The organism is Bordetella sp. BOR01 (assembly GCF_019218885.1).
In the GTDB taxonomy this organism is placed as follows: domain Bacteria; phylum Pseudomonadota; class Gammaproteobacteria; order Burkholderiales; family Burkholderiaceae_B; genus Bordetella_A.
This window is the reverse complement of sequence record NZ_JAHUWT010000003.1, coordinates 671,632-694,456: the sequence shown is the minus strand read 5'-3', so window position 1 is coordinate 694,456 and position 22,825 is coordinate 671,632. Positions and strand designations below refer to the sequence as shown.

Genomic DNA, 22,825 nt, shown 5'->3' with positions numbered 1-22,825 from the left:
ACTCGAAAATTCTACTCGTTCGTCGAGTGATGCACTTCCTGGGGATAAAACGCGGGCAGGGCGGCCTTTTATCCTGCCTGGGGCCCGCGGCCTTCGGCGCCGAAATATGAGAATAATCATGAGCGCCTGAAGGCTTGTTTTGTGGCCTGGACCTTGTCGCCGTCGAGCCGCGCCTCGCTGAGCCGGCTCATTCGCCACTATCGCGCCTGGCGCCCAGAGGCGATTCTGGCTGAAGACACAAGCCGCCGGGCCTGGCCGGTTGCGCCACACGATGGCAGGGGCTCCGCCAGGCGGCGCCTTTTTCATGGTGCCGGATCGACCCGCAGGGCATCCCGCACTCTCGGGCCCCTGGCCTGGCGATAAGGCCTGGTACTTGGCCTGGCGGCCGATAGGCGGCTGGATCAGCCAGTTGAACGGTGCGCCGCGCACAACCGCCCCGGTGTGGCCGATGGGCACCGGACCGATGCTGCCGCGGAAGATCCGCATTCCAATGGCCGCTCCACGGTCTGGCTGGATCCGCGCAGCGGCGCGGTGCTGGCAAAGCATCGCTTGAACGAGCTGGACCCGGGCATGCGCGTGAATTCCATCATCTACCCCTTGCACACGGGCGAGCGGGGGGGGTGTGGCATGGCAGGCCGGCGTGGCGATGCTGGGCCTGGGACTGGGCGTGGTGGGCGGCAGCGGCGTTTGGCCGTGGTGGTGGCGTCGGAGTGCGATCCGGCGGGCACGCTGGAACACGACGCCAGCGCTCAAGCGTAGGCCGAAACCTGCGCAATAGCCTGGTGCACGACGTCGCGAACGATGCTGTTCGCGGCTCGGGCGCGATTCTTCGACAGCATGATCAAGCCGACCGTCGGCATGCGAAACGGAGCGGGAAAGGCCAGGCAACGGACTTTGCCCCAAGTCTCGAGTTCGCGCCCGATATCCAGGGGGAGCAGGCCCAGGCCTGCGATGCCGGAACTGATTGCCGAATGTACAACCCGCGCCGAGGTGGCCTCGATGCGGGCGGTGGGCGCAACCGCGTCGCGGCCGACGAATGCCTCGACGAAGGCCAGGCGCGTGGGGCTGTTCGCTGGCGGCAAGACCCACGAGAATCGATGCAGCGCTTCCAGATCCAACTTCGCTCGCTGCTTGTAAAGCGCCTCGCTGACGAGCATCGAGGCTGTTTGCGTGAACAGCTTTTCCTGCGACAACTCATTGGATAACGCATCTACCGAAATTCGGCCGAGCACGATATCCAGTTCCTGGCGACGAAGTGCGGCAACAAGCTGATCGGTCGAGGCTTCATAGGTGCTGACCGACATGCGCAAGGGTTCCCCGGCAAGTTGCCGGAGCAGTGTTTCCAGCAGTGTGTTCGAAACAAAGGGAATCACACCTATGCGCAGGTGCGAACCGCTTCCTTCCTGGAAGGCACGCAGTTCGCTTTGCAGCGCGCCGGCATCGGCCAGCAGCAGGTCCACGCGGGCGAGAACCTGTCGCCCGATCGGTGTCGGCTCAAGCCGGGCGCCCTTCTCGCGCGAGAACACCTGGACTCCCAGGGCGGCCTCGGTATCGCGCAGGGCACGGCTAAGCGCCGGCTGCGACAGGCCGCGGGATTCTCCTATTGCCGTCAACGACCGCATGGCCGCAATTTCTCGCAGCAGCAGAAGATCCTTGAATCGCAGCTTGGTAAATAGCGCATTCTTGGCCAGCAGATTCATCGCAATCTCCGGGAAAACCCTTGGTTTTGAATAACGAAATAGTTATGACCCAAAACCATTCGATTACATCAAAATTATGTCCCGGAAAGCAAAAAAACTCATCCAAGGGGTGTGCCCATGAAAGACCATCAAAGCCATTCGACCTGCTGGAGCCTGGCCGCTCGGCTGTTCGCCGCCGCGGCGGTGTCAGCCGCGGCCCTGGCGAGCCCCTTCGCCGGTGCCGCCACGTCCTACCCTGACCAGCCCTTGCGTATCATCGTGCCCTACGGTCCGGGCGGCACCGGCGATGTCATCGCGCGACTGGTCGCGAAGAAGTTGGGCGACGACCTGGGTCAGTCGGTGATCGTGGAAAACAAGGGCGGCGCCGCGGGTTCGATCGGGACAATGACCGCCGCGCGTGCGGCGCCCGACGGCTACACCATCTTGCTGGCCTACACATCGGAAATGGTCATCAATCCGATCGTGCAGAAAGGGGTCAACTACGATGTGGCGCGCGACTTCGCACCCGTGGCAATGGCCGGCTCCACGCCGCTGTTGCTGGTGGCCAACCCCAGCCTGGGCGTCGAATCGATCCAAGACCTGGTCCGGCTTGCCAAGGCGTCCCCCGACCGCGTTTCCTATGCGTCGGCCGGCCCAGGCAGCCCCGCGCATATCGCCGGGGCACTGTTGGCCAAGGAGGCCGGCATCCAGATGGCGCACATTCCCTATAAGGGCGGCAGCCAGGCTGTGGCCGACACGGTGGGCGGGGTGGTCGATGTGTATTTCTCGGGTATGCCACCCGCGATTCCGTTCGTGAAAAGCGGCAAGCTGGTCGCGCTGGGCGTGGCCTCGAAGCAGCCCAGTCCTGCCCTGCCGGAAGTGCCCGCGCTGGCCGCAAGCGGATATGCCCGGCTGGATCTGTCTGGCTGGTTCGGGTTTTTCGTTCCCAAAAATGTGCCGCTGGAAATCCAGGCGTTGCTGCACGGGAAAATCGCCGCGGCGCTGCAGTCCGAAGACATCAAGACCAAGCTTGCCATGCAAGGCGTCGAGACGAACGCGATGAGTTCCGCGCAGTTCCAGTCGTTCGTCGAAGCAGAGCAAGCCAAGTACAAGCAATTGATCCAGGAACTCGGCATTGGCGCCGAATAAGGACGGACATGAAACTCTGGTTACTTGGCACGGGCACGCCCACGCCTTCGCTGCGCAGGATGTGCTCGGGCTATGTGGTGCGCGTGGGCGAGACATACATCGTGTTCGACCACGGGTTTGGCGCCCACCATCGATTGCTGGAGCTGGGCATCCGTGCCACCGAGGTCTCGCATGCATTCTTCAGCCACCACCACTATGACCACATGGGAGACTACCCGCGCCTGCTGCTTACCCGGTGGGACCAAGGCGCGGGAAAGATCGACGAACTGGACGTGTATGGCCCGCCGCCGCTCAAGCTGATTACCGAGCGCCTCATTGCCGATGACGGCGCCTTTGGTCCCGACCTCGTTTCGCGTACCGAGAATCAGGCCAGCATCGACGTCTATCACGCCCGTGGCGGGCAGGGGATGCGCGCCAGGCCCGCTCCGCGCCTGCATGAGCTGACGGCCGATGCCGCGGTACAAGCACCCGGATGGACCGTGCGCGTCGCGCCGGTGAACCACTTCGCGCCGCATCTCGTGTCTTACGGCTACCGGCTGGATGCCGACGGCCAATCCTTTGTCTACTCGGGAGATACGGGCCCCAGCCGCGCCCTCGGCGAACTGGCAAGGGACTGCGATGTGCTGGTTCATATGTGCCACTACATGTCGGGAACGGCGCCCAGCAAGACCTTCGCCGCGTTCACCATGGGTCACCGCGAACTGGCGGAGATGGCCGCGGAGGCGAACGTGCGCAACCTGGTCATCTCTCACGTGACCGAGCAGTTCGACCACCCCGGGTTGCGGGAACAGATCGTTCGAGATGTGGCCGAGATATACAAGGGCAATATTTTCTTCGGTGAAGATTGCATGGAAATTCCTTTCACCGCCCCTTGTCCCGTGAAGTTGGACTAAGGCTTGTACGCTGATAGATGTCCTGGCAATGCACCAGGGGCCGGAAACCCGGCCCCTGCAACCATGGGAACGTCCCGCGCCGAGGCTAGCTCCGCGTCGCGCTCCAGGTACCGTTGCCGTCAATGGTGCCTTGCATGGTCTTGTCCGACACCTGGCCGGTATAGCGTTGCGTTCCTACCATGAACTGGATCTGGTCGCCGTTGAGCCACGCATCGCTGATCGGTGTGGCCTTGCCGCCGTCCTGCAGCGATCCGGCGAGCTTCTGGTACGTTTGCTCAAGCACCAGCTCTTTGCCTGACAGCTGCCAGGTGCCGGCGACCTTGGCCGGCACCACCCACTTGTAGGCGCTGCAATAGGCCGAGCACTCGCCACCCGCCTGTGCGGTTTCGTCGGGCTCCCAATCGTCCATGGTGAACGAGTTGGAGACGATTCGGGTGCCCGGTGGCATGTCCAGCAGGATGGGGCGCAGCTTGACGTTCAAGTCGGGCAGCAGGAAAAGCGTAATCACCGTGGCCTCCGAGAAATCCGACTCGAAGATATCCGCCTGCTCGAACTTGGCGCGGTCGGCCACGCCCGCGGCCTGGGCGGCTTGCCGGGCCAGGGCGACCATGTCGGGATTGAACTCGATGCCGCGTGCGGTGGCGCCTCGCTGGGCGGCGGTGATCACGGTTCGGCCATCGCCCGAGCCCAGGTCGACCAATCGGTCTTGCGGGGTAAGCGCCGCCATATCCAGCATGCGGTCGACCAGGGCCTGCGGCGTGGGTACCCACACCACATCTTTGCCGGACTGGCCTACCGTTGGCTTGTAGGGTGCGGACTCGGCGTTCTGGGCCTGCGCCGCAGCATTGCCATGCAGGGCAAAGGCGCAGATCGCGGCAGCGGCCAAGGATTTGTGCAGGGCTTTCATCGTCACTCTCCTGTTTGGGTCGTCACTTCAAGAAGGAATATCGTGCCGCGAGGAAGCGGCCACGACAGGGTCTGCAAGCTTTCTCTTGAACAGCAGAATCGGCGTGCCGGCGGCCAGCACGGCCAGCCCGATCAGCGCCGCCGTGCCGGTGTACTTGATGCTGGCGTGCAGCATGTACAGGCATGTCAGGCAGAACACGATGGGCGTGAAGGGGTAGAGCGGAACGCGATACGGCAGCTTGCGTTCAGGGTGCCGCCACCGCAGCACGAATAGCGCCATGCCCACCATCAGCAGGAAGCCCCAGAACACGGGCGCCGTATAGTCGACCATGGCCTTGAAGCCGTCGCGCGTGAAGGCGCCCATGGCGATCAAGGCAAGCGCGATGATGCCCTGGGCGATCTGTCCGTTGGCGGGAGACTTGCCCCGCCCGTCCCATATGCCGATCCAGCGCAGTATGGCCAGGTCCTGGGCCATGGCATAGAACACCCTGGCGCCGGTGAAGATCGTCGCGTTGAGCGTCGATACTGCCGCTATCACTACCGCCAGGGTAACGATGACCTCGCCGGCCGGCCCTGCAACGATGCGCATCATGTCCGCGGCCACGGCTTCCGATCCGCGCAGTCCATCCAGGCCCAGTATCGACAGCAGGGCCAGGTTGGCCAGGGTATACAGCCCGATCAGGATCAGCGTGCCCAGCGTCAGTACCTTCGCGATATTGCGGGGCGCATCGTTCAATTCGCCGGTCAGGTATGCGGCTTCGTTCCAGCCGCCGAAGGTCAGCAGCACGAAGATCATGGCCGTACCCAGGGCGGCCGTCTCGACGGGCAGTGGCTGGATGGCTGGCGTGCCGGCGTCGGACGTGCCGAACAGGCCGAACAGAATGATCGCGGCCAGCGCCGCCACTTCGATGAAGGTTACCAGCACCTGCAGGGTCTTGCTTTCGGCGGTTCCGATGATGTTGATGCCGGTGAACAGCAGCACCGCCAGCGCGGCGTAGATGGCCGATCCATAGGGCCCCAGCGGGAAAATCTGGGTGATGTAGTCGCCAAGCATGAAGGCCACGCCGGCTATCGCGCCGGTCTGGATCACCGTGCACCGGGCCCAACCGAACAACATGGCGAACGATCGCCCGTAGGCGCGCGACAGGAAGTGATATTCCCCGCCTGCATGAGGCTCGGCGGCGGCCAGTTCGGCATAACAAAGCGCGCCCACCAGGGTGATCAGCCCGCCCGCGACCCACACGGCAAGAAAGGCCCATTCAGAGCTCACATTGGCGGCGACGATCGAGGGGGTCTTGAAAATGCCCACCCCGACGACCAGGCCCACCATGATCGTTATCGCATCGAAGACCGACAGCACGCCATCGGGTTTGGCCTGGGACGGCGGCGGGGCCGGCATTGCCGGCGCGCCCGGCACGGCGGCCGAGGCGTGGGCGGATGCGCCATTGAACTGAACGGCCAATGTTCCCTGCTTGTTCTGATGAGACCGATTCATGAGTTTGTCAGGTTCTGGACCAAGGGGGGCGGGCGGTGGGCATCGGAACAGGCATGCTCAGATAGACCGCAGCAACGAAAAGCCGAAGGTGTTGATGCCTTGTGCGCTGCGCACGAATACCGTGCCCCCGTGCATGGAGGCGATCGCGCGGACGATGGACAAACCCAGCCCGTGGTGTACGCCGCTGCGCGTGCGGGCCGCATCGCCCCGGTAGAAGCGCTCGAACAATCGAGACTGCTGGTCTGCGGGGATCGGGTCGCCCCGATCGGATACCGAGATCCATACGTATTCGCCACGGGCCTCGATGGACACGGTGACTTCCGTATCTGCATGGGCATGCCGCGCGCTGTTGGACAGCAGGTTGGCCAAGGCGCGATGGAACAGGCGCTTGTCGGCCCGCACCTGCACGTCGCCTTGCACGCGAACGGCCAGGTGGCGTTCCGCAAAAGAGTACTCGACGTATTCCACCGTCTTCTGTGCTTCTTTTTGCAGGGAAAACTCGCTGAGCTCGGCGGCGCGGTGGCCGTTCTCGGCGCACGACAGGAACAGCATGTCGTTGACGATGCTGCTCATGCGCTCGAGCTCTTCCAGATTCGATTCCAGCACGTCCTGCAATACACCCAGGTCGCGCTCGCGTGCCAACGCAACCTGGGTCTGTCCGATCAGGTTGGTCAATGGCGTGCGCAGTTCGTGGGCAACGTCGGCGTTGAACCCTTCTAGCTGCAGCCACGCCGACTCGCGGCGTTCCAGGGCATTATTGAAAGAGACGGCCAATTCGCGGATCTCTGGAGGCAGGCCGGCGATGTCCAGCCGTTCTCGCGGGTTGTTGGGCGGCAGCCCATACGCCTGGCGGCTGAGCCTGCGCACGGGCAGCAGGCCCAGCTTGGCGATCCAGTATCCCAGCACCGCCACCAGCAGAATACCCAGGCCGGAGGCGATGCCCATGACACGCGTGAAATTCTCTTTGGTCTCTATGTATGCCGTGGCGTCCAGCGCCACCAGGAATTCGATCGGCGGCCGGCCTTCGTAGGCGGGAATGGTGCGGCTCAGCACGGCCCATATCTTGACCGGGTCGCGTACCTTGACGAACCCGAACTGGCTCTCGGGCATTTTCCAGCCTGTTTTCAGCACGAAAGGCTCGCCATACGAATACCGGGCGTCGGGCGACTTGATCCAGTAGCGCACGCGTGAGCCTTCCTGGGCCATGCCGTCGAGCTTGCGATGCACGAACTGCCATTCCTGCTCGGTGTGGCGGGTTTCGATGACCGGGTCGAGCAGGGTGTGGTGGAATTCCAGCTCGGAACGCACTTGCGCGCGAATCGAGTCCGAAAGAAAGTGGTACAGGAAGAAAGCCACGCCCGAGAACACCACGGCCGCGGTGATCGCGAACATGGTGGCCAGGCGCCACGCGATGGGCAGGCTGAGTTTCATGTGGCCTCGGCGGGCCCGTTGGCATGCCTGTCCTCGAGCACATAGCCCATGCCGCGCACCGTGTGCAGCAACTTGCGAGGATAGGGCGCATCGACCTTGGCACGCACGCGCTTGATGGCCACTTCGACGACATTGATGTCGCTGTCGAAATTCATGTCCCAGATTTGCTCGGCGATCATCATCTTGGACAGCACTTCTCCTTGATGGCGCGCCAGCAGGCTTAGCAAGGCGAACTCTTTGGCGGTCAAGTCCAGCCGCTGCCCGGCTCGGATCACCCTGCGTGCCAGCAGGTCGATGGTCAGGTCATCGATCTGCAACGTGGTGAGCTCTATGGATTCGGAGCGGCGGCGGGTAAGCGCCTGTAGCCGCGCAACCAGTTCCGTGAATGAAAAGGGCTTCGGCAGATAGTCGTCGGCCCCTTTGCGCAAGCCTGTGACCCGGTCGTCGACGGCGCCGCGCGCCGAAAGCATGATGACCGGCGTGGCCTTGTGGCGGCGCAACTGGGTCAGCACGCCATAGCCGTCCAGGCCGGGCAGCATCAGGTCCAGCACGATGGCGTCGTAGGCGAACTCGAGTGCCAGGTGCAGGCCGTCCGTGCCGGTATCGGCGATATCGACGGTATAGCCCAGCTCGGTCAGGCCACGCAGGATGTAGGAAGAAGTTTTTTCTTCGTCCTCGATGACGAGTATTCGCACAGTGCTCTCTTGCGAAAAGAGTGAAAAGCTCGCCACAGGGCGAAAGGCCAGTCTACGCAGGCGCACCGGTCGCGGCCCTGACGGAATGCTGACATTCTTGTCAGGAAGCGGGATGCATATCCGCGTACCGCGAATCAACCCTTGGCCCGTGCCAATGAAGGCAGTTTAGATGATATGGCCCGGCCCGCGTTTCAATTGAATGACATCACCCTCTTTGTCGATGTGGTGACGTCTATGTACAGCCCTTGGATCATGGCATTACCCAGCCGCAGGCTGACAAGAATGTCCATTTGCGGTCAAGGTCGGGTCAGTCGCCGCTGCTTAAAGTAGGCATACGGGTCGCCGCCTGGGTGTGCAAGACCGAAGCGTTGGCCCTTACCCACGTTACCTTATCGAGGAATACACCATGAACAAGTCGATTTCGATCAAGTATGCAATTCCCGCTGCCTTGGCCGCCATGCTAATGGCCGGCACGGCCCACGCCACCGAAGAAACCCAGGTTCCCGCCACCGAAAGCACCCAATCGCGCGAGGCGGTACGCGCCGACTTGCGCAACTGGAAGGAAGCCGGGCTGGACAAGCTGTCGCATGGTGAACAGACCGCCGATATTTCCAGCGCCGAATATCGGACCGCAGAGCGTCATTATGCAGAGCTGAACAGGAACGGCGCTTTGGCGTCGGCATCTCGGTAGCGCGAGAGCCTGCCGGTTCGCAGCAATGCGGGGGGCTGTCATGCAACCATCAAGGCATGAACTGCCCGCCCGCTACATCAATGACGGTGCCAGTCAGGAAACTGGCATCGGATGAGGTCAGGAACGCCACGGCTGCGCTGACGTCGGCGGGAACGCCGAGCCGGCCCAGCGGCGTTTCGGCGATGAACTGGGCGTCGATGGCCGCGGGATTCGCGACCGTATGCGCCATCGGGGTCGAGATGCGCGATGGAGCTACCGTATTTACGGTGATGCCCAGCGGCCCCACTTCGTCGGCCAGGATGCGGGCAAAGCCCAGCAGGCCCGCCTTGGACGCCGCGTAATGGGCTGACGACAGCTTGGACCGTGTCCGTCCCCCGCGCGAAGATATATTCACGATGCGCCCTGAACGAGAGCGCTTCAGTAGCGGCAGCGCGGCGCGGGTGACCAGGAACGTGCCGGTCAGGTTGACGGCAAGGGTGCGATTCCAGTCCGCCAGCGTGGTCTCTTCGACCCGCGACTTGGAGCCGTTCACGCGCGGCGCAATACCGGCGTTGTTGACCAGAATATCCAGCCGGCCGTGCCGATTGTCGATCTCGCTGAATAGCCTGGCTACGCTGTCTTCGCGCAGGACGTCGAGTTCCATTCCCTCGACGCTGCCAGCCCCTTCGGCCCGCAGGCTCTCGGCCACTTGCTCGATGGCATCGCGCCGGGTGGCCGTCAGGACCACGTGGCAGCCATCGCGTGCCAGGCGCCGCGCGATGTCCAGGCCGAGCCCGGCGGAAGCGCCGGTCACCAGGGCGACGCGAGGTCCTGCCTGTTCTGCTGTCGTGGTCATCGAGCTGCCTGCGCGTTGCTGTCCCGGATTACCTGGGCCCATTTCGCCGTGTCTTTGCTCACGAAATCAGAGAATTCCTCGGGTGTGTCCTTTTTCAGTTGCATGCCCTGGCCCTCGAGTTGTTTGCGCACCTCGGGGTCATCCATGGCCTCGTGCAACGAGTCGCTCAGCCGTCGCAGGATATCCGCGGACGTTCCTGCGGGGGCGAACATGCCATACCATGTGCTGGCAACGTACCCCGGCACGCTTTCTTCGTTGATGGTCGGCACATCAGGCGCCAAGGGCGAACGCTGGGCACCTGTCACCGCCAGCGCCCGTGCTTTGCCGGACTGAACGTGCGTCAGCATGCCGGTCAGGCTGGTGATCGAATACTGCACTTCGCCGGCCAGCAGTGCGAGTGTCGCCGGTCCGGCGCCCTTGTACGGAATGCTGGTGGTATTGATGCCGGCCATTTTCTTGAATAGCTCCGTGGCGAGAAAGGTAGTACTGGCCGATGTCGCGCTGTTGTATTTACCCGGGTCGGCCTTGGCCAACGCGATCAGCTCGGCGGCTGATTTGGCAGGTACGGAGGGATGCACGACCAGAAAATTGGGCGAGCTGCCGATCAGCCCGATCGGTGCGAAGTCCTTCACGGGGTCGACCTTACTGTCTGGATACAGTGTTGGGTTGATAGAGTGGCTACCAGACGCCACCAGCAAAGTGTAGCCGTCGTTCTGCGCTTGGGCCACGAATTGCGTCGCGATCAAGCTGTCGGCTCCCGCGCGGTTTTCCACCACGATGGGTTGTCCCAGTATGTCGCTCATTTTTTTGGCCAGTATGCGGCCGATGATATCCGTCGATCCGCCCGGAGAGAAGCCGATCACAAACCGGATAGGCATGGATGGGTACTTGGATGCGGCAGTCGAAGCGGCGGGCATGAGCAGTGATGCGGCAATGGCCATACCGGCCAAGGGACGCAGCAGTTTGTTCGTTGGCATGGGTTCCTCCTTGGGGTTGCAAATCGAGTTGCGTACGGCAACTTTTCTTATGAAAACTCGGCAATACCTCTGTCGAGTACGCGTGTCGACCGGTCTATCGCATCGGCGCAGAAACGGGCGGTGCCGCCGCGCTCGTGCCATAGATGAAAGCGCAAGGTTTCACCGGGATAGATCGGGGCGGAAAATCGCACGGCCAGGCGCCGCAGCCGCTCGGGTTCATAGTTGCAGCAGGCGCGCAGTACGGCATGGGCTGCCATGCCGAAGCTGCCCAGGCCATGGAAGATCGGCCGCGCGAAGCCCGCGATACGGGCCACATCGGGGTCTGCGTGCAGGGGATTGGGGTCACCGCTCAAGCGATAGACAAGTGCGGCCTGCGGAATGATCGGCAGGCAGACTTGCTTGTCAGCGGGGCCGGGGTCAGCGGGCATTCCGGGCAGCCGAGGAGGTGCTTCATCATGCGTGCCTGCTTGCGCCGAGAAGCCGCCGTCGAGACGCAGTATTTCGATGCGACTCGCACGGGCAACCAGTGCGCCCGCGCTGTCGTGGATCTCTCGCGTCAGGCCCGCGACCGCGCCGCGTTCGCGCCCACGATCGTGCAGGTGCGTGACGCGGTTTCCCGCCGTCATGGTGGCGGCTGCCGGCAGTGGGCGGTACAGGCGAAGATCCTGTTCGGCATGCAGGACATGTTCCCAGGCTACGCCGGTGCCAGGCAGCCGCCACCACGAGCCGGGCGTGCCGATGACCGCCGCCATGCTGGGCATGGCGACCAGCCCCTGGTCGTACACGAAGCGCAGTTGGCGTCGATCCATCGGATCATGGCCCATGCCGCAGCCGAGCGCGTACAGCATGGTGTCGCGAGCTTCGTAGCGATGCTTGATAGTGCCGAAAGGCCAGCTTTTGAGCGCGTGATAGTCGACCATGTTGTCTGCCCCGTGCAGGGCCCTCAGGCAATAGTGCCCGCGGCGCGAAGCGCCTTGATGCGTTCAGGCGGCAACCATTTGGCCAAGGCCGCTGCATTGTTGTCCGAAGACATGTCGCGCGGCGGCGTGGGCAATCCGGCGGGAGTGCGGCTGAAGCGCGGCGCCGTGGCCGGCTGCCACACATCATCCACCTGGCAGAAGCTGCCCCGTTCATGCAAGTGGGGGTGCTGCACCGCCTCATCCCACGAGAGCACCGGGGCAAAACAGGCATCGCTGCCTTCCAGCAGCTCACACCATTCATCGCGCGTACGTTGGCGGAAGCGGTCCGCCAGCAGCGTCTTGCCCTTGGGCCAATTGCGGGGGTCCATGTGATCGCCGATCTCGGCCAGATCGATACCGATCCGCTGCATCAGTTCGTCGTGGAATCTCTTTTCAAGTGCCGCCACTGAAATCCATTTATGGTCGGCGCACTCGTAGACGTTGTAGAAATGGGACCCGGAATCGATAGGATTGTGGCCGCGGCGCGAGTCCCAGATTCCCGCGGCATGCATGCCCAGGAAGATCGTCTGCAGCGAGATGACGCCGTCCACCATCGCCGCGTCCACAACCTGGCCCTGGCCGCTCGAGCGGGCCTCGATAAGGGCGGCCAGCATGCCGAAGGCGAGATAGAGCGCCCCACCTCCGAAATCGCCGATCATGCTCAATGGCACAGTGGGAGGTTGTCCCGCGCTCCCCATGGCATTGATCGCGCCGGTCAATGCAACGTAGTTCAGGTCATGCCCGGCAGCCTGGGCGAGCGGACCCGACTGGCCCCAGCCAGTGACCCTGCCATAGACCAGGCGCGGATTACGCTGCAGGCAGGTATCGGGCCCCAGTCCCAGACGTTCCATGACGCCGGGCCGGAATCCTTCTATGAGTGCGTCTGCCTGGCCGATCAACTCGAGCACCAGTGCGACGGACGCAGGGTCTTTCAGATCCACGCCCAGCAGGTCGCGATTGCGCAGCAGCAGGTCATACTTGCGTGGTCGCCGGATTCCGAGATCGGCGGGCTGCCGGCGATCCACGCGGATGACGGTCGCGCCGAGGTCCGCCAGCAGCATTGCGGCCATCGGCGCCGGACCGAGGCCGGCAAGTTCCACGACTTTGATGCCGGCCAGTGGGCCAGAGAATGGGCGCGCCGTTTCGGTCATGGCACATCCCGCCTGACTGCTTCGATCTCGGCCGGGCTGAAGCCGAACTCGCGCAATATTTCGTCAGTGTGTTCGCCCAGTGTTGGAGGAGGGCGGCGCAATTGCGGCGGCGCTTTGGAGAACTTGACCGAGATCGACGGCGTGACCAGGGGGCCGGCCACCGGGTGGCGGTAATGGTGAAAGTAGCCGGTTTCCACCAAATAAGGGTCTTCGGGAAGTTCTTGCAGCGTCTTGGCGCGCGCATGCGGAATATCGGCGGCTTTCATGCGCTGCTCCCACTCGGAGACGGGACGCTTGGCAATCTCGTCGGCGACGATGCCGTAGATCTCCGGAAACCGCGCCGAGCGGGCCGCCACCGAGACGTAGCGTGGGTCGGTTGCCAGTTCGGGCCGATCCAGTGCTCTGAACAGATTCGCCCATTGCTGGTCGGAAGTCGCCATCAGACAGATATGCCCATCCTGGGCGGCGAACGGCCGCCGGTGCGGCATGACGGCCCGGTCGTAGCCCAGCGGGCCCATCGGCTGGTCGAACTGCCCGGTCCAGAGATGTTCGACCAGGTTGAAGGACATCATGGTTTCGAGCATGGGTACTTCGACGACCTGCCCTTCACCAGTACGTTCCCGGTGGTACAGCGCCATGCCTACCGCCGATGCCAGCACATAGCCGCAGAATTTGTCGGCGATCACCGTGGGAAGATAGCGCGGCTGGCCGCCCGTCAGTGCGGCCAACCCGGCGATGCCGCTTTCGCCCTGAATCACATCGTCGTAGGCTGGCGCGTCGCGCTTGGGGCCGTCCGAACGATAGCCTGGCGCACTGGCGTAGATGATCCGCGGGTTGAGCGCCATGATGCGCGCAGGATCGATACCCAGCCGCTTGGCAGCACCAGGCCTGAGGCTGTGCATGAACACATCGCAATTGCCGGCCATGCGCATCAGCATCGCCAGCGCCTCGGGTTGTTTCAGGTCTAGCACCACGCTGCGCTTGTTGCGATTCATGCCTAGGAAAAGCGCTGCCATGCCAGGGTAGCGTTCGGGGCCGATATGGCGGTTCAGGTCGCCATGCGGCGTTTCGACCTTGATGATATCGGCGCCCATGTCGCCAAGAATCTGCGACGCGAGCGGGCCCAGGATGAACTGGCTCAAGTCCAGCACGCGCACTCCGGCCAGTGGACCGGTGCAAGCGCTGTCGTGATCGCTTGTATGGCTCATGGCGTTTCCTTGCACTTGACCATGCGCAGGGGGGTGTAAGTGATGGCAATCGTGCCGTCTTGCTTGACAACATGGTTGCGCGTGCGTACTAGTCCGCGACCGGGGCGGCTCTTGCTCGGGCGGGCCTCTATGACTTCGACTTCAGCGTGGATGGTGTCGCCGACGAAGATCGGGGCCTTGATATCAAGCTCCATGTGCAGGAAGGCCAAGCCGGTGTGCTGCATCGTCGCCTGCACGAGCAGCCCCTCGGCCATGCCATAGGCCAGCATGCCGGGCACCAGCCGGCCCTTGATGTCCGAGTCGCGCGCGCGGAACTCGGCATTGGTGAACAGGACTTCGACCAGTCCCAGGCAATTGATGTAGTTGATCAGGTCGGCTTCTGTGATGGTGCGTCCAGTGGTGCGGAATTTCCTTCCCAGGGGAAGGTCTTCGAAATGCAAGCCAAGTCCGACGATTTCCATTGCGCATCTCCGGGTTCTGCAGTTCGTGGCTGGGGGGGCAGCCGGTCGTATCGCGCGATCAGCCGGCCCGGCCCAGAAGGGCATTGGCGACGATGTTGCGTTGTATCTGGTTGGTGCCTTCTATGATCTGCAGGACTTTCGCATCCCGCATATAGCGGTTGATGGGGTAGTCCGTCGTGATTCCGGCAGCGCCGAAGAGTTGCACGGCATCCGTGGCGACCTTCATGGCGACGTCGGTCGCAAAGCACTTCGCGGCGGCGGCCATGGGTGCCAGCGCCTTGCCGCTGACTCCGTCATCCACGGATTGGGCGACGCTATATACCAGGGCGCGCGCAGCGTCGGTCTGGATCGCCATGTCGGCGAGCATCCAGCGCAAGCCCTGGAAATTCTCTGCCGGCTGGCCGAACGCGCTGCGGTTCTTGATGAACGCGACGGCATGGTCGATCGCACCCTGAGCCAGGGCCACGCCGCGTGCCGCGTGGATCGGCCGGGCCGTGTTGAAGGCTTCCATCACCAGCTTGAACCCGCCGTGTTCGGCGCCCAGGCAGTCGTCGGCAGGCACGAAGACATCATCCAGGAACAGCGGATGGGAGGGCACACCGCGCGCTCCGGTCTTCTCTTCCTTGCGGCCGATTTGCAGGCCGCTGGCCTCGCGCGGCACGCGGAACAGGTTGATGCCTGCGCGCGTGTTGTCTTCTCCGGTCTTGGCGGCCACGAAGATGTAGTCGGATACCGAGGCGCCAGTGCACCAGACCTTGGAGCCTGACAATGTGTAGCCGTCCGGCACGCGCCGCGCCCGGGTACGGATGCCGCCGACATCCGAGCCGCTTTGGGTTTCCGTGACCGATATCGACGCGCGGGCCTTGCCGGTGGCCAAGTCGGGTAACCAGCGGTTTTTCTGTTCGGCAGTGCCGCCAGCCAGAATCGCCCCGAAGGGGGTCCATTGGACGGCCAGCAGGTAAGCGGTGTTGTAGCAGACGCGCCCCAGTTCTTCGATGGCGAGGCATGCCGACACCAGGCTGCCTGCGCCGCCATGCTCGGGCGGGAAGGGCAGGGCGAACAGGCCGAGGTTGCACAGTAGCTCGAACATGTCCTGTGGATACTCGCCGGTGCGGTCGATATCGTTGGCGCGCGGCGCGACTTTTTCCTGGGCGATGCGCCTGACCAGATCTTGGATCTGCCGTTGGTCGTCGTTCAGTTTGAATGCCGTCATTGCTCCCTCTGGGAAGTTGGTAAACGACCATCTGCCGAACGACGCCAGCTGTTCACCCGGAAAGAATGAACGATCGTTCAGTTTCGATGATGATGCCAGCGATGCGCTTTGTCAAGGGCGCGTCGCGGGCGGGTGGACCGCCAGCAGTTGGCGAAAGATGACGGGGCGGGTATCCGGAACGGCCCCGAGTCGTGCCAGCTGTTGCAGGTCGATTGCCGTGACGGCGCTGCGCAATGGGGTGGGATGAGTGGCCTCCAGGATCAGCAGCGCATCGACGGTGCGATCGCCTTGCCGAAGAAAGCGCGCGCCCATCCGCGACGTCAGGGCATGATCTGTCTCGGCCATGCGTGCCGCAACCATCGATTCGCGTGTCAGTAGCGCGGGCAGTTGTACTTGTCCCAGCCACGCGCGCAGCGCATCGTGATCCGGAGCGCGCCACCGAAGAGGGATCAGGGCAGCGTACGCGGCTTCGGCTTCGCCGCACTCGACGGTCAGGGCGCAGAATCCCTTGACTGTATTGTGAAACAGCGGGATGAAGCGTCGGCTATTGTCGTCGGGCCGTCGCTGCAAGGCCTGATAGTGCTCGTCTTCGAAGATCGAGAGCGATGCGGTGCGATACAGGGCCAGGTATTTGGGGCCGCTCCGCATGGCCGCAAAACGCCTGCCCCAGTGATAACCGGGAATGGCGAGCACGCGGTCGCGCACATGTTCGCGGTTATACCAATCATTAAACGCCGGCTCATCGGCCGGCGGGATATCGGTCCAGACAAATACCAGCGCGGCGGAGTGGGTTCCGGGCTTCATTGCAGGGCCGCAACCATTCCGCCATCGACATGCAGGCTGGCGCCGGTGATGAAGCCGGCTTGCACCGACGCGAAGAATGCGACCGCTGCGGCAAGCTCATCTGGGGTTCCCAGGCGCCCGAGCGGTACAGCCTTGATCCGGTCGGCAGCGCTATATGACGTGGTAAGTGCTTCAGTACCGATGGAGGCGGGACATACAGAATTTACCGTAACACCCTGAGCCGCGACTTCGTTTGCCATGTGCTTGAGCATGGCTTGTACGCCGGCGCGATAGACAGTCGAAAGTGCATGCTTGGGCATGGGTTGCTTGACCGATGCCGAGGTCACTCCGATTACGCGGCCCCAGCCGCGGTTCGCAATGGCCGGCACAATGCGGCGAGCGACCCTGACGGCTCCCCATAGCTGGGTTTCATAAGCTTCAGTCCAGCGCGCATCGTCGGTTTCCTCCAATACAGTGCGCATGCCCAGAGGAGGGCGGCCCGTGTTCAACACCAGAATGTCCGGACCGTCGAATGCGGCGCACTCGGCGAGCAACCTGTCGACGTCCGCGGCCTGCGCCATATCGCCAGCCACGGCCAACGCCTGAACGCCATGTTGTTGGCGTAGTTCCGCGGCAGCTGTTTCGAGCTTGTCGCGCGACCGCGCGAATAGCACGATGCGGCAGCCCTCCCGGGCCAACCGGTGCGCGATGGCGTGGCCCAGACCGCTGCTCGAGGCAGTCACGATCGCCGTCTTTCCTTCAATACCCAGGTCCATGTATGGCTCCTCGTTGGCGCCGGCGGCATCGGCCAGTGCACATGTTACAATTGCCGCAAGGCAAAAAAACGAACGCTCATTCATTTTGAGCGGTCATTGTAGGCATAGACTTGCCGAACCGGAACACTTCCAACCATTTCCTTTTGTCCAAAGCGCCGCTGGCGCCTATTCCGATACATGGATCTACCCACCAACCCCCAAGGTACTGTCAAGAGCAAGGTCGACGCTCCTGAGCTTGTGGCCAAACGGCGCAGTCAGTTCATCAATGCGGCCATAGACTTGTTTGGCCAGCATGGATACCACGTCACCACCATCCGGGAGATTGCACAGGCTGCCAAGGTCAGTATCGGATTGATCTATCAGTACGTCGAAGACAAGGAAGACATCCTCTTCCTGGCTCTATTGACCGTGCTGGATACGTATGCGCAAGAGATTCCCAAGGCCCTGGAAGGCCTGGAAGATCCGCTCGAGCGGTTCCGCGCCGCCGTGCATGCGTATTGCCATGTCAATGACAGCAACGCCAACGCTACTGTGCTGGCATACCGTGAAACCAAATCCCTGCGCAAGGAAAGGCGGGTCGCCATCCAGCAAAAAGAGCTGGACAGCAATGCGCTGATCGCGGCATGCATACAAGATTGCATTGACGCCGGTATCTTCGAGAAAACGATCGATATCGAGCTCATGACGTACCAGCTCGTCATGTTTTCGCATGCATGGGCGCTCAAGTCCTGGCGCTTTAGGGGAATGATGAGCGTGGACACCTATGTCGACCGCGGGCTGGACCTGATGCTGGGCCCCGTGTTGACGGTGCGAGGCCGGCGCGTCTATCAGCGGCAGCGTCCTGCTCTGTAAGGCGGCAAGAAGCGAGGGCACGATGGGGGAGTAGTGCGGTATTGACACCGCACTATCGCGCGTGCCAGAATTCGGCCGAGTAAATGAACGATCATTCATTCTATTTTTGATCGCCGCCTGGACTTGCTTTTGCGTGCAAGCCAAATTTCGCCCTGATTAATGAATGACTGTTCATTCTTTTTGGGTGCCGGAACTGCACGGGAGTCGCGTCTTGATCGAAGTGAACGTACATGCCGGCATCGCGACCGCCACATTGGCGCGGCCGCCGGTCAACGCCATCAACAACACCTGGATTGATTGTTTCCATGCCGTGCTGGACCAGCTAGCCGCGCGAAACGACTGGTCGGTGCTGTGGGTTCGGTCTTCTGCCAAGACCTTCTGCGCCGGAGCCGACCTGGCGCAGATTCAAAGTCACTTCGCGGAGCCCGCCGGCGCGAAGGCGATGGTGGCCGACATCCGGCGCTTCCATGATCTTTTCGCGCGACTGGAAGCGTTGCCGCAAGTCACCATGGCCGAGATTGGCGGCGCCGCCTTGGGCGGTGGACTGGAGATGGCGTTGTGCTGCGACCTGAGGATCGCCGCGCACGAAGCCAGCCTGGGATTGCCCGAGGCGCGCCTGGGCCTGCTGCCGGGCGCCGGTGGTACCCAGCGGCTGTCCTGGCTGTGCGGCAAGGGCACCGCTTCGCGGCTGATCCTGGGAGGCGAGGTGGTCGACGGCCAGACCGCCTGTCGTCTTGGATTGGTGCAATGGTCGGTGCCTGCCTTGCAGTTGACCGACCATGCGCGGCAGATCGCATGCCGTATCGCCGATCTTGCCCCGGCCGCGCTCGCCGCGGCCAAGGCCTGCATTGCGCTGGCCGCAGACGCCTCGCGCGATGGGTTCCAGGCCGAGCTCGATGCGACTGAAGCACTCTTCAGCAACGCCGACACACGACGACGCGTTGCGGCTTTCCTCGACAGGTAATTCCACATAGACGAAGGAACGGGCATGTCCAACGAAAAGAATGTAGCGGTGGTCACTGGAGCGGCCTCGGGTATCGGCAAAGCGACGGTGCTTGCGTTGGTTCGCAAAGGCGTGCACGTGTGTGCGCTGGACATCGACCGCGAAGGGGCCGCGCGCCTGGTGGCGCAGCCCGAGGCTGCCGGATCCGTTGAATACTTCTACCTGGACCTGGAGAGCCGGGATTCTGTCTTGCAGGCTGCCGCCCAGGTACTGGAAAAGCACCGGAATATCGACGTCATCGTCAATACCGCTGGATGGGACCGGATTCAGCCATTCATCGACAACACGCCTGAATTCATCGACAAGGTCTTGAGCATCAACCTGGCCGGCCCGGTGCTGCTGACACAGGCGTTGCTGCCATCGATGATCGCGGCGAACCGGGGCAAGATCGTCAATATCGCCAGCGATGCCGGGCGGGTGGGAAGCATGGGGGAAACGGTCTATGCGGCCGCCAAGGGCGGTGTAATCGCCTTCACCAAGTCGCTGGCCCGAGAGATCTCGCGTTACCAGATCCATGTCAACTGCATATGCCCCGGCCCTACCGATACGCCGCTTTTCCATGCGCAGCCGGAAAAGCTGAAGGAGGCGCTGGTGAAAGCCATACCGTTCCGGCGCTTGGCCAAGCCCGAGGAAACCGCCAACGCGATTCTGTTCTTCGCCGGCGCCGAATCCGACTATGTGACCGCACAGGTCCTGAGCGTGAGCGGCGGCCTCACGATGGTGGGCTAGGCAGCGGTTGCGCGAGCATTTTTCCTTTTCCACTAGCAAGTGAAACATCATGACAGCCACCTCCGATCTTTTCAGCCCCCAAGGCCTGAACTTTGCCAACTATCAGCCGCGCCATTTCAAATGGCAATTGGACGGCAAGGTGGCGACCATTACGCTGAATCGCCCCGAACGCAAGAACCCCCTGACCTTTGAGTCGTATGCAGAGTTGCGTGATCTTTTCCGCAATCTGGTCTATGCCGACCAGATCAAGACCGTGGTGATCACGGGGGCGGGGGACAATTTCTGCTCGGGCGGCGATGTACACGAAATCATCGGGCCCTTGGTGGAAATGCAGCGCAACGGCGATATGAATGGCCTGCTGGCATTCACTCGCATGACGGGTGACCTGGTGAAAGCCATGCGCGCCTGCCCCCAGCCGATCGTCGCGGCGGTGGATGGCGTATGCGCCGGTGCCGGCGCCATCCTGGCCATGGCATCCGACCTGCGCCTGGGCACGGCCGCCAGCAAGGTTGCGTTTCTGTTCGTACGGGTGGGGCTGGCCGGCGCCGATATGGGGGCTTGCAACATCCTGCCGCGCATCATCGGTGCGGGCCGCGCGGCGGAACTGCTCTATACGGGCCGCTCGATGAATGGCGAAGAGGCAGAGCGTTGGGGGTTCTACAACCGCCTGTGCGGTGCGGAGACACTGTTGGCGGACGCTCAGGAGATGGCGGCGGCACTGGCCGACGGGCCGACATTCGGCCACGCCATGACCAAACGCTGCATCCACCAGGAATGGAGCATGAGTATCGATGACGCGATAGAGGCCGAGGCGCAAGCCCAGGCGATCTGCATGCAGACCCAGGACTACGAGCGCGCCTACGAGGCATTCGTCGCAAAGCGAAAGCCCGTGTTCCAGGGAAATTGAGACCAGGGCGTTCTGTGCGCGCAGGCCTGGCCGGGTAGCAATGCAATGGAGGAGACGCCATGCAATACCCATTCCGACGCTTCTTGCTGTGTACGGTGCTGGCTTTGCTGTCGGGGCTGGCGTGGGCCGGCTATCCCGAGCGTCCCGTCAAATTGGTGCTGCCTCTTCCTGCAGGCTCGGCCACGGATGTCGTGGCCCGCATTCTTGCGGCTGCGTTGTCCGAATCGGTCGGGCAGTCCATCGTGGTGGAGAATCGGCCGGGCGCCGACGGCGCTATCGCCGGCGCCTATGTCGCCAAGGCAACCGCCGATGGCTACACGCTGCTGTTCGGCACGAACAGTCCCATGGCGGCGGCGCCAGCCATGCACAAAGCACCACCCTATGACCCGGCCAGGGATTTCACGCCGATCTCTCTGGTGGGGCGTTATTCGTCATTTCTTTGGGTCAATGACAGCTTGCCATTCAGGTCACTGGGCCAGGTACTGGACTACGCGCGTGCCAATCCGGGAAAACTGACCTACGCGACTGGCAATACCGGCGGCATGGTGGCCATGGCCCAGATGCTGTCGCTGGCGGGCAAGGTGAAGATGACGCATGTTCCTTACAAGGGCGAACCCGCAGCGCTGATCGACGTCGTGTCCAATCGCGTGCAGTTGATGTTTGCCACGCCCAGTGCGGCGCAAGGCTATGCGCGCGAAGGCAAGTTGCGCGCGCTGGTGACGACTCTGTCAGAGCGCAGTCCGGGAGCACCCGATGTGCCCACGATGGCAGAAGCCGGCCTGCCGGACTTCTCGATCACGCTGTGGGCAGGCATATACGGGCCGTCTGGCGTGCCAGAGGAAATCGTCACGCGCCTGTCGAACGAGATCAACCGGGCTCTCGGGCGCGAGGATGTGCGCCGGCAATTGATGGCACAGCAGTTCTTTCCAGAGGCCTCGACATCACAAGGCTTGGCCGAATTCACCCGGGCTCAACTGGCCTCTTATGCTCAGACCCTGCGTGAGGCAGGCTTCCAGCCCGAATGAACACCGCAGCAAGGAGACCTGCCATGTCCTGGACGAGAAGGTTCCTGTATGGCGCGGCCGTGGCAATAGCCTCGGCGGGGTGGGCTGCTCATGCCGCCGGCTATCCCGACAAGCCCGTGCGCCTGATCGTGTCGTTTTCACCCGGTGGCTCCGTGGATGCAACGGCCCGCCTTCTGAGCGATGCCCTGACCCGGCGCTGGGGGCAGCCCGTGGTTGTCGAGAATCGGCCGGGAGCGGACGGCAATATAGCGGCTGAATTCGTGACGCGCGCGCCGCCGGACGGATACACGCTGCTGATCACGTCGAACTCAATATCGATTTCGCCCGCTCTGCGCAAATTGCCGTTTGATCCGTTGCGGGATCTGACGCCTGTGATACGGGTGCTGTCGATCCCGAACTTGCTGGTGGTGAATCCCGCGGTGCCGGCGCAAAACCTGGCCGAACTGGTGCGTCAGGCCAAGCGTGAGCCGGGCAAGCTGACATATGCGTCCAGCGGAACGGCGACGACTCCCTTCATGGGCATGGCGCTGTTGATCAGCCTGACGGGCATGCAGATGGTTCATGTCCCTTTCAAAGGCACGGCGCCAGCACTGACAGCGACACTGGGCAAGCAGACCGATCTTATGTTCGGCGATGTCAACTCGACGTTGCCGTTCGTGCAAGCCGGCAAGCTACGGGCGCTGGCCATCAGCTCGAGTACCCGGCTGAACCTGTCTCCCGACATTCCCACTGTGGCGGAGTCGGGTTATGCCGATTTCGATACATCCACCTGGGTCGGCATATTCAGCCCGGCGGGTACTCCCTCGCCGGTGCTCGATCGTATAGCGGCCGACATTGGTTCTTTACTGGGGGACCCGGGATTCCGCAAGCGCCTGGGCGACATGGGGGCGCAGGTCAATGGCGAGTCCATGCAGACGTTCGCCCACCTGATCCGGGACGACATTGCTCGTTGGCGCAAAGTCGCCGCCGAGCAGCAGATCTCGGCAACAGACTGAGGAGCAAGCATT

The 22,825-nt window shown here is 62.8% G+C and carries 23 protein-coding genes; 9 read left to right on the top strand and 14 right to left on the bottom strand.

Annotated elements, in window-relative coordinates; all coding sequences use genetic code 11:
* Positions 1-749 precede the first annotated feature (749 nt).
* Entirely contained in the window at positions 750-1,700 is a 951-nt protein-coding gene (locus KW845_RS18080; protein WP_218370721.1) for a LysR family transcriptional regulator, read from the bottom strand.
* Positions 1,701-1,817: 117 nt separating this feature from the next.
* Between KW845_RS18080 and KW845_RS18075 the strand changes: the two genes are divergently transcribed.
* The gene (locus KW845_RS18075) at positions 1,818-2,828 is read left to right on the top strand and encodes a tripartite tricarboxylate transporter substrate binding protein (protein WP_218370720.1); all 1,011 of its coding nucleotides are present in this window, start codon (positions 1,818-1,820) and stop codon (positions 2,826-2,828) included.
* 8 nt (positions 2,829-2,836) lie between these two features.
* Positions 2,837-3,721, top strand: coding sequence for an MBL fold metallo-hydrolase (locus tag KW845_RS18070; protein ID WP_218370719.1), 885 nt, complete (start codon positions 2,837-2,839; stop codon positions 3,719-3,721).
* Between the two features lie 85 nt (positions 3,722-3,806).
* Here KW845_RS18070 and KW845_RS18065 read toward each other — a convergent pair whose 3' ends face one another.
* The 4 genes from KW845_RS18065 to KW845_RS18050 all read right to left on the bottom strand — a co-directional run bounded on the left by KW845_RS18065 (position 3,807) and on the right by KW845_RS18050 (position 8,248).
* The gene (locus KW845_RS18065; protein WP_218370718.1) at positions 3,807-4,628 is read right to left on the bottom strand and encodes a cyclopropane-fatty-acyl-phospholipid synthase family protein; all 822 of its coding nucleotides are present in this window, start codon (positions 4,626-4,628) and stop codon (positions 3,807-3,809) included.
* A gap of 27 nt (positions 4,629-4,655) precedes the next feature.
* Positions 4,656-6,026: an APC family permease gene (locus tag KW845_RS18060; protein WP_218371418.1), complete on the bottom strand. Its 1,371-nt coding sequence runs from the start codon at positions 6,024-6,026 to the stop codon at positions 4,656-4,658.
* A gap of 153 nt (positions 6,027-6,179) precedes the next feature.
* Positions 6,180-7,553 carry a heavy metal sensor histidine kinase gene (locus KW845_RS18055; protein ID WP_218370717.1) on the bottom strand — a complete coding sequence of 458 codons (1,374 nt, stop codon included), beginning with the start codon at positions 7,551-7,553 and terminating at the stop codon, positions 6,180-6,182.
* Positions 7,550-8,248: a heavy metal response regulator transcription factor gene (locus KW845_RS18050; protein ID WP_218370716.1), complete on the bottom strand. Its 699-nt coding sequence runs from the start codon at positions 8,246-8,248 to the stop codon at positions 7,550-7,552. The genes KW845_RS18055 and KW845_RS18050 overlap by 4 nt, the downstream gene beginning before the upstream one ends.
* Positions 8,249-8,654: 406 nt before the next feature.
* Between KW845_RS18050 and KW845_RS18045 the strand changes: the two genes are divergently transcribed.
* A complete protein-coding gene (locus tag KW845_RS18045) occupies positions 8,655-8,939 on the top strand; it encodes a DUF4148 domain-containing protein (protein WP_218370715.1) in 285 nt (94 codons plus the stop codon).
* A 49-nt stretch (positions 8,940-8,988) separates the two neighbouring features.
* Here KW845_RS18045 and KW845_RS18040 read toward each other — a convergent pair whose 3' ends face one another.
* The 9 genes from KW845_RS18040 to KW845_RS18000 form a co-directional block, all read right to left on the bottom strand.
* Positions 8,989-9,774 carry an SDR family NAD(P)-dependent oxidoreductase gene (locus KW845_RS18040; protein WP_218370714.1) on the bottom strand — a complete coding sequence of 262 codons (786 nt, stop codon included), beginning with the start codon at positions 9,772-9,774 and terminating at the stop codon, positions 8,989-8,991.
* The gene (locus KW845_RS18035) at positions 9,771-10,751 is read right to left on the bottom strand and encodes a tripartite tricarboxylate transporter substrate binding protein (protein ID WP_218370713.1); all 981 of its coding nucleotides are present in this window, start codon (positions 10,749-10,751) and stop codon (positions 9,771-9,773) included. Before KW845_RS18035 ends, KW845_RS18040 begins: the two co-directional genes overlap by 4 nt.
* A gap of 47 nt (positions 10,752-10,798) precedes the next feature.
* Positions 10,799-11,671, bottom strand: coding sequence for a MaoC family dehydratase (locus KW845_RS18030; protein WP_218370712.1), 873 nt, complete (start codon positions 11,669-11,671; stop codon positions 10,799-10,801).
* Positions 11,672-11,694: 23 nt separating this feature from the next.
* The gene (locus KW845_RS18025) at positions 11,695-12,861 is read right to left on the bottom strand and encodes a CaiB/BaiF CoA-transferase family protein (protein WP_218370711.1); all 1,167 of its coding nucleotides are present in this window, start codon (positions 12,859-12,861) and stop codon (positions 11,695-11,697) included.
* Positions 12,858-14,069, bottom strand: coding sequence for a CaiB/BaiF CoA-transferase family protein (locus tag KW845_RS18020; RefSeq protein WP_218370710.1), 1,212 nt, complete (start codon positions 14,067-14,069; stop codon positions 12,858-12,860). The genes KW845_RS18025 and KW845_RS18020 overlap by 4 nt, the downstream gene beginning before the upstream one ends.
* Positions 14,066-14,530, bottom strand: a complete 465-nt coding sequence (locus KW845_RS18015) for a MaoC/PaaZ C-terminal domain-containing protein (protein ID WP_218370709.1) — start codon at positions 14,528-14,530, stop codon at positions 14,066-14,068. The genes KW845_RS18020 and KW845_RS18015 overlap by 4 nt, the downstream gene beginning before the upstream one ends.
* Positions 14,531-14,588: 58 nt before the next feature.
* Positions 14,589-15,743: an acyl-CoA dehydrogenase family protein gene (locus KW845_RS18010; protein ID WP_218370708.1), complete on the bottom strand. Its 1,155-nt coding sequence runs from the start codon at positions 15,741-15,743 to the stop codon at positions 14,589-14,591.
* Between the two features lie 111 nt (positions 15,744-15,854).
* A complete protein-coding gene (locus KW845_RS18005) occupies positions 15,855-16,547 on the bottom strand; it encodes a DUF4286 family protein (protein WP_218370707.1) in 693 nt (230 codons plus the stop codon).
* Entirely contained in the window at positions 16,544-17,386 is an 843-nt protein-coding gene (locus KW845_RS18000) for an SDR family oxidoreductase (RefSeq protein ID WP_255592736.1), read from the bottom strand. The genes KW845_RS18005 and KW845_RS18000 overlap by 4 nt, the downstream gene beginning before the upstream one ends.
* A gap of 93 nt (positions 17,387-17,479) precedes the next feature.
* Here KW845_RS18000 and KW845_RS17995 point away from each other — a divergent pair, with 93 nt between their 5' ends.
* From KW845_RS17995 to KW845_RS17970, 6 genes are all read left to right on the top strand, one after another.
* Positions 17,480-18,154: a TetR/AcrR family transcriptional regulator gene (locus KW845_RS17995; protein WP_218370706.1), complete on the top strand. Its 675-nt coding sequence runs from the start codon at positions 17,480-17,482 to the stop codon at positions 18,152-18,154.
* Positions 18,155-18,374: 220 nt separating this feature from the next.
* Complete coding sequence (locus KW845_RS17990) at positions 18,375-19,118, top strand: enoyl-CoA hydratase/isomerase family protein (protein ID WP_370628270.1); 744 nt, start codon at positions 18,375-18,377, stop codon at positions 19,116-19,118.
* Between the two features lie 24 nt (positions 19,119-19,142).
* Positions 19,143-19,886, top strand: coding sequence for an SDR family NAD(P)-dependent oxidoreductase (locus tag KW845_RS17985; RefSeq protein ID WP_218370704.1), 744 nt, complete (start codon positions 19,143-19,145; stop codon positions 19,884-19,886).
* 49 nt (positions 19,887-19,935) lie between these two features.
* Positions 19,936-20,793 carry an enoyl-CoA hydratase family protein gene (locus tag KW845_RS17980; RefSeq protein ID WP_218370703.1) on the top strand — a complete coding sequence of 286 codons (858 nt, stop codon included), beginning with the start codon at positions 19,936-19,938 and terminating at the stop codon, positions 20,791-20,793.
* A 59-nt stretch (positions 20,794-20,852) separates the two neighbouring features.
* Positions 20,853-21,818 carry a tripartite tricarboxylate transporter substrate binding protein gene (locus KW845_RS17975; RefSeq protein WP_218370702.1) on the top strand — a complete coding sequence of 322 codons (966 nt, stop codon included), beginning with the start codon at positions 20,853-20,855 and terminating at the stop codon, positions 21,816-21,818.
* A gap of 23 nt (positions 21,819-21,841) precedes the next feature.
* Complete coding sequence (locus KW845_RS17970; protein ID WP_218370701.1) at positions 21,842-22,813, top strand: tripartite tricarboxylate transporter substrate binding protein; 972 nt, start codon at positions 21,842-21,844, stop codon at positions 22,811-22,813.
* Positions 22,814-22,825: the final 12 nt, after the last annotated feature.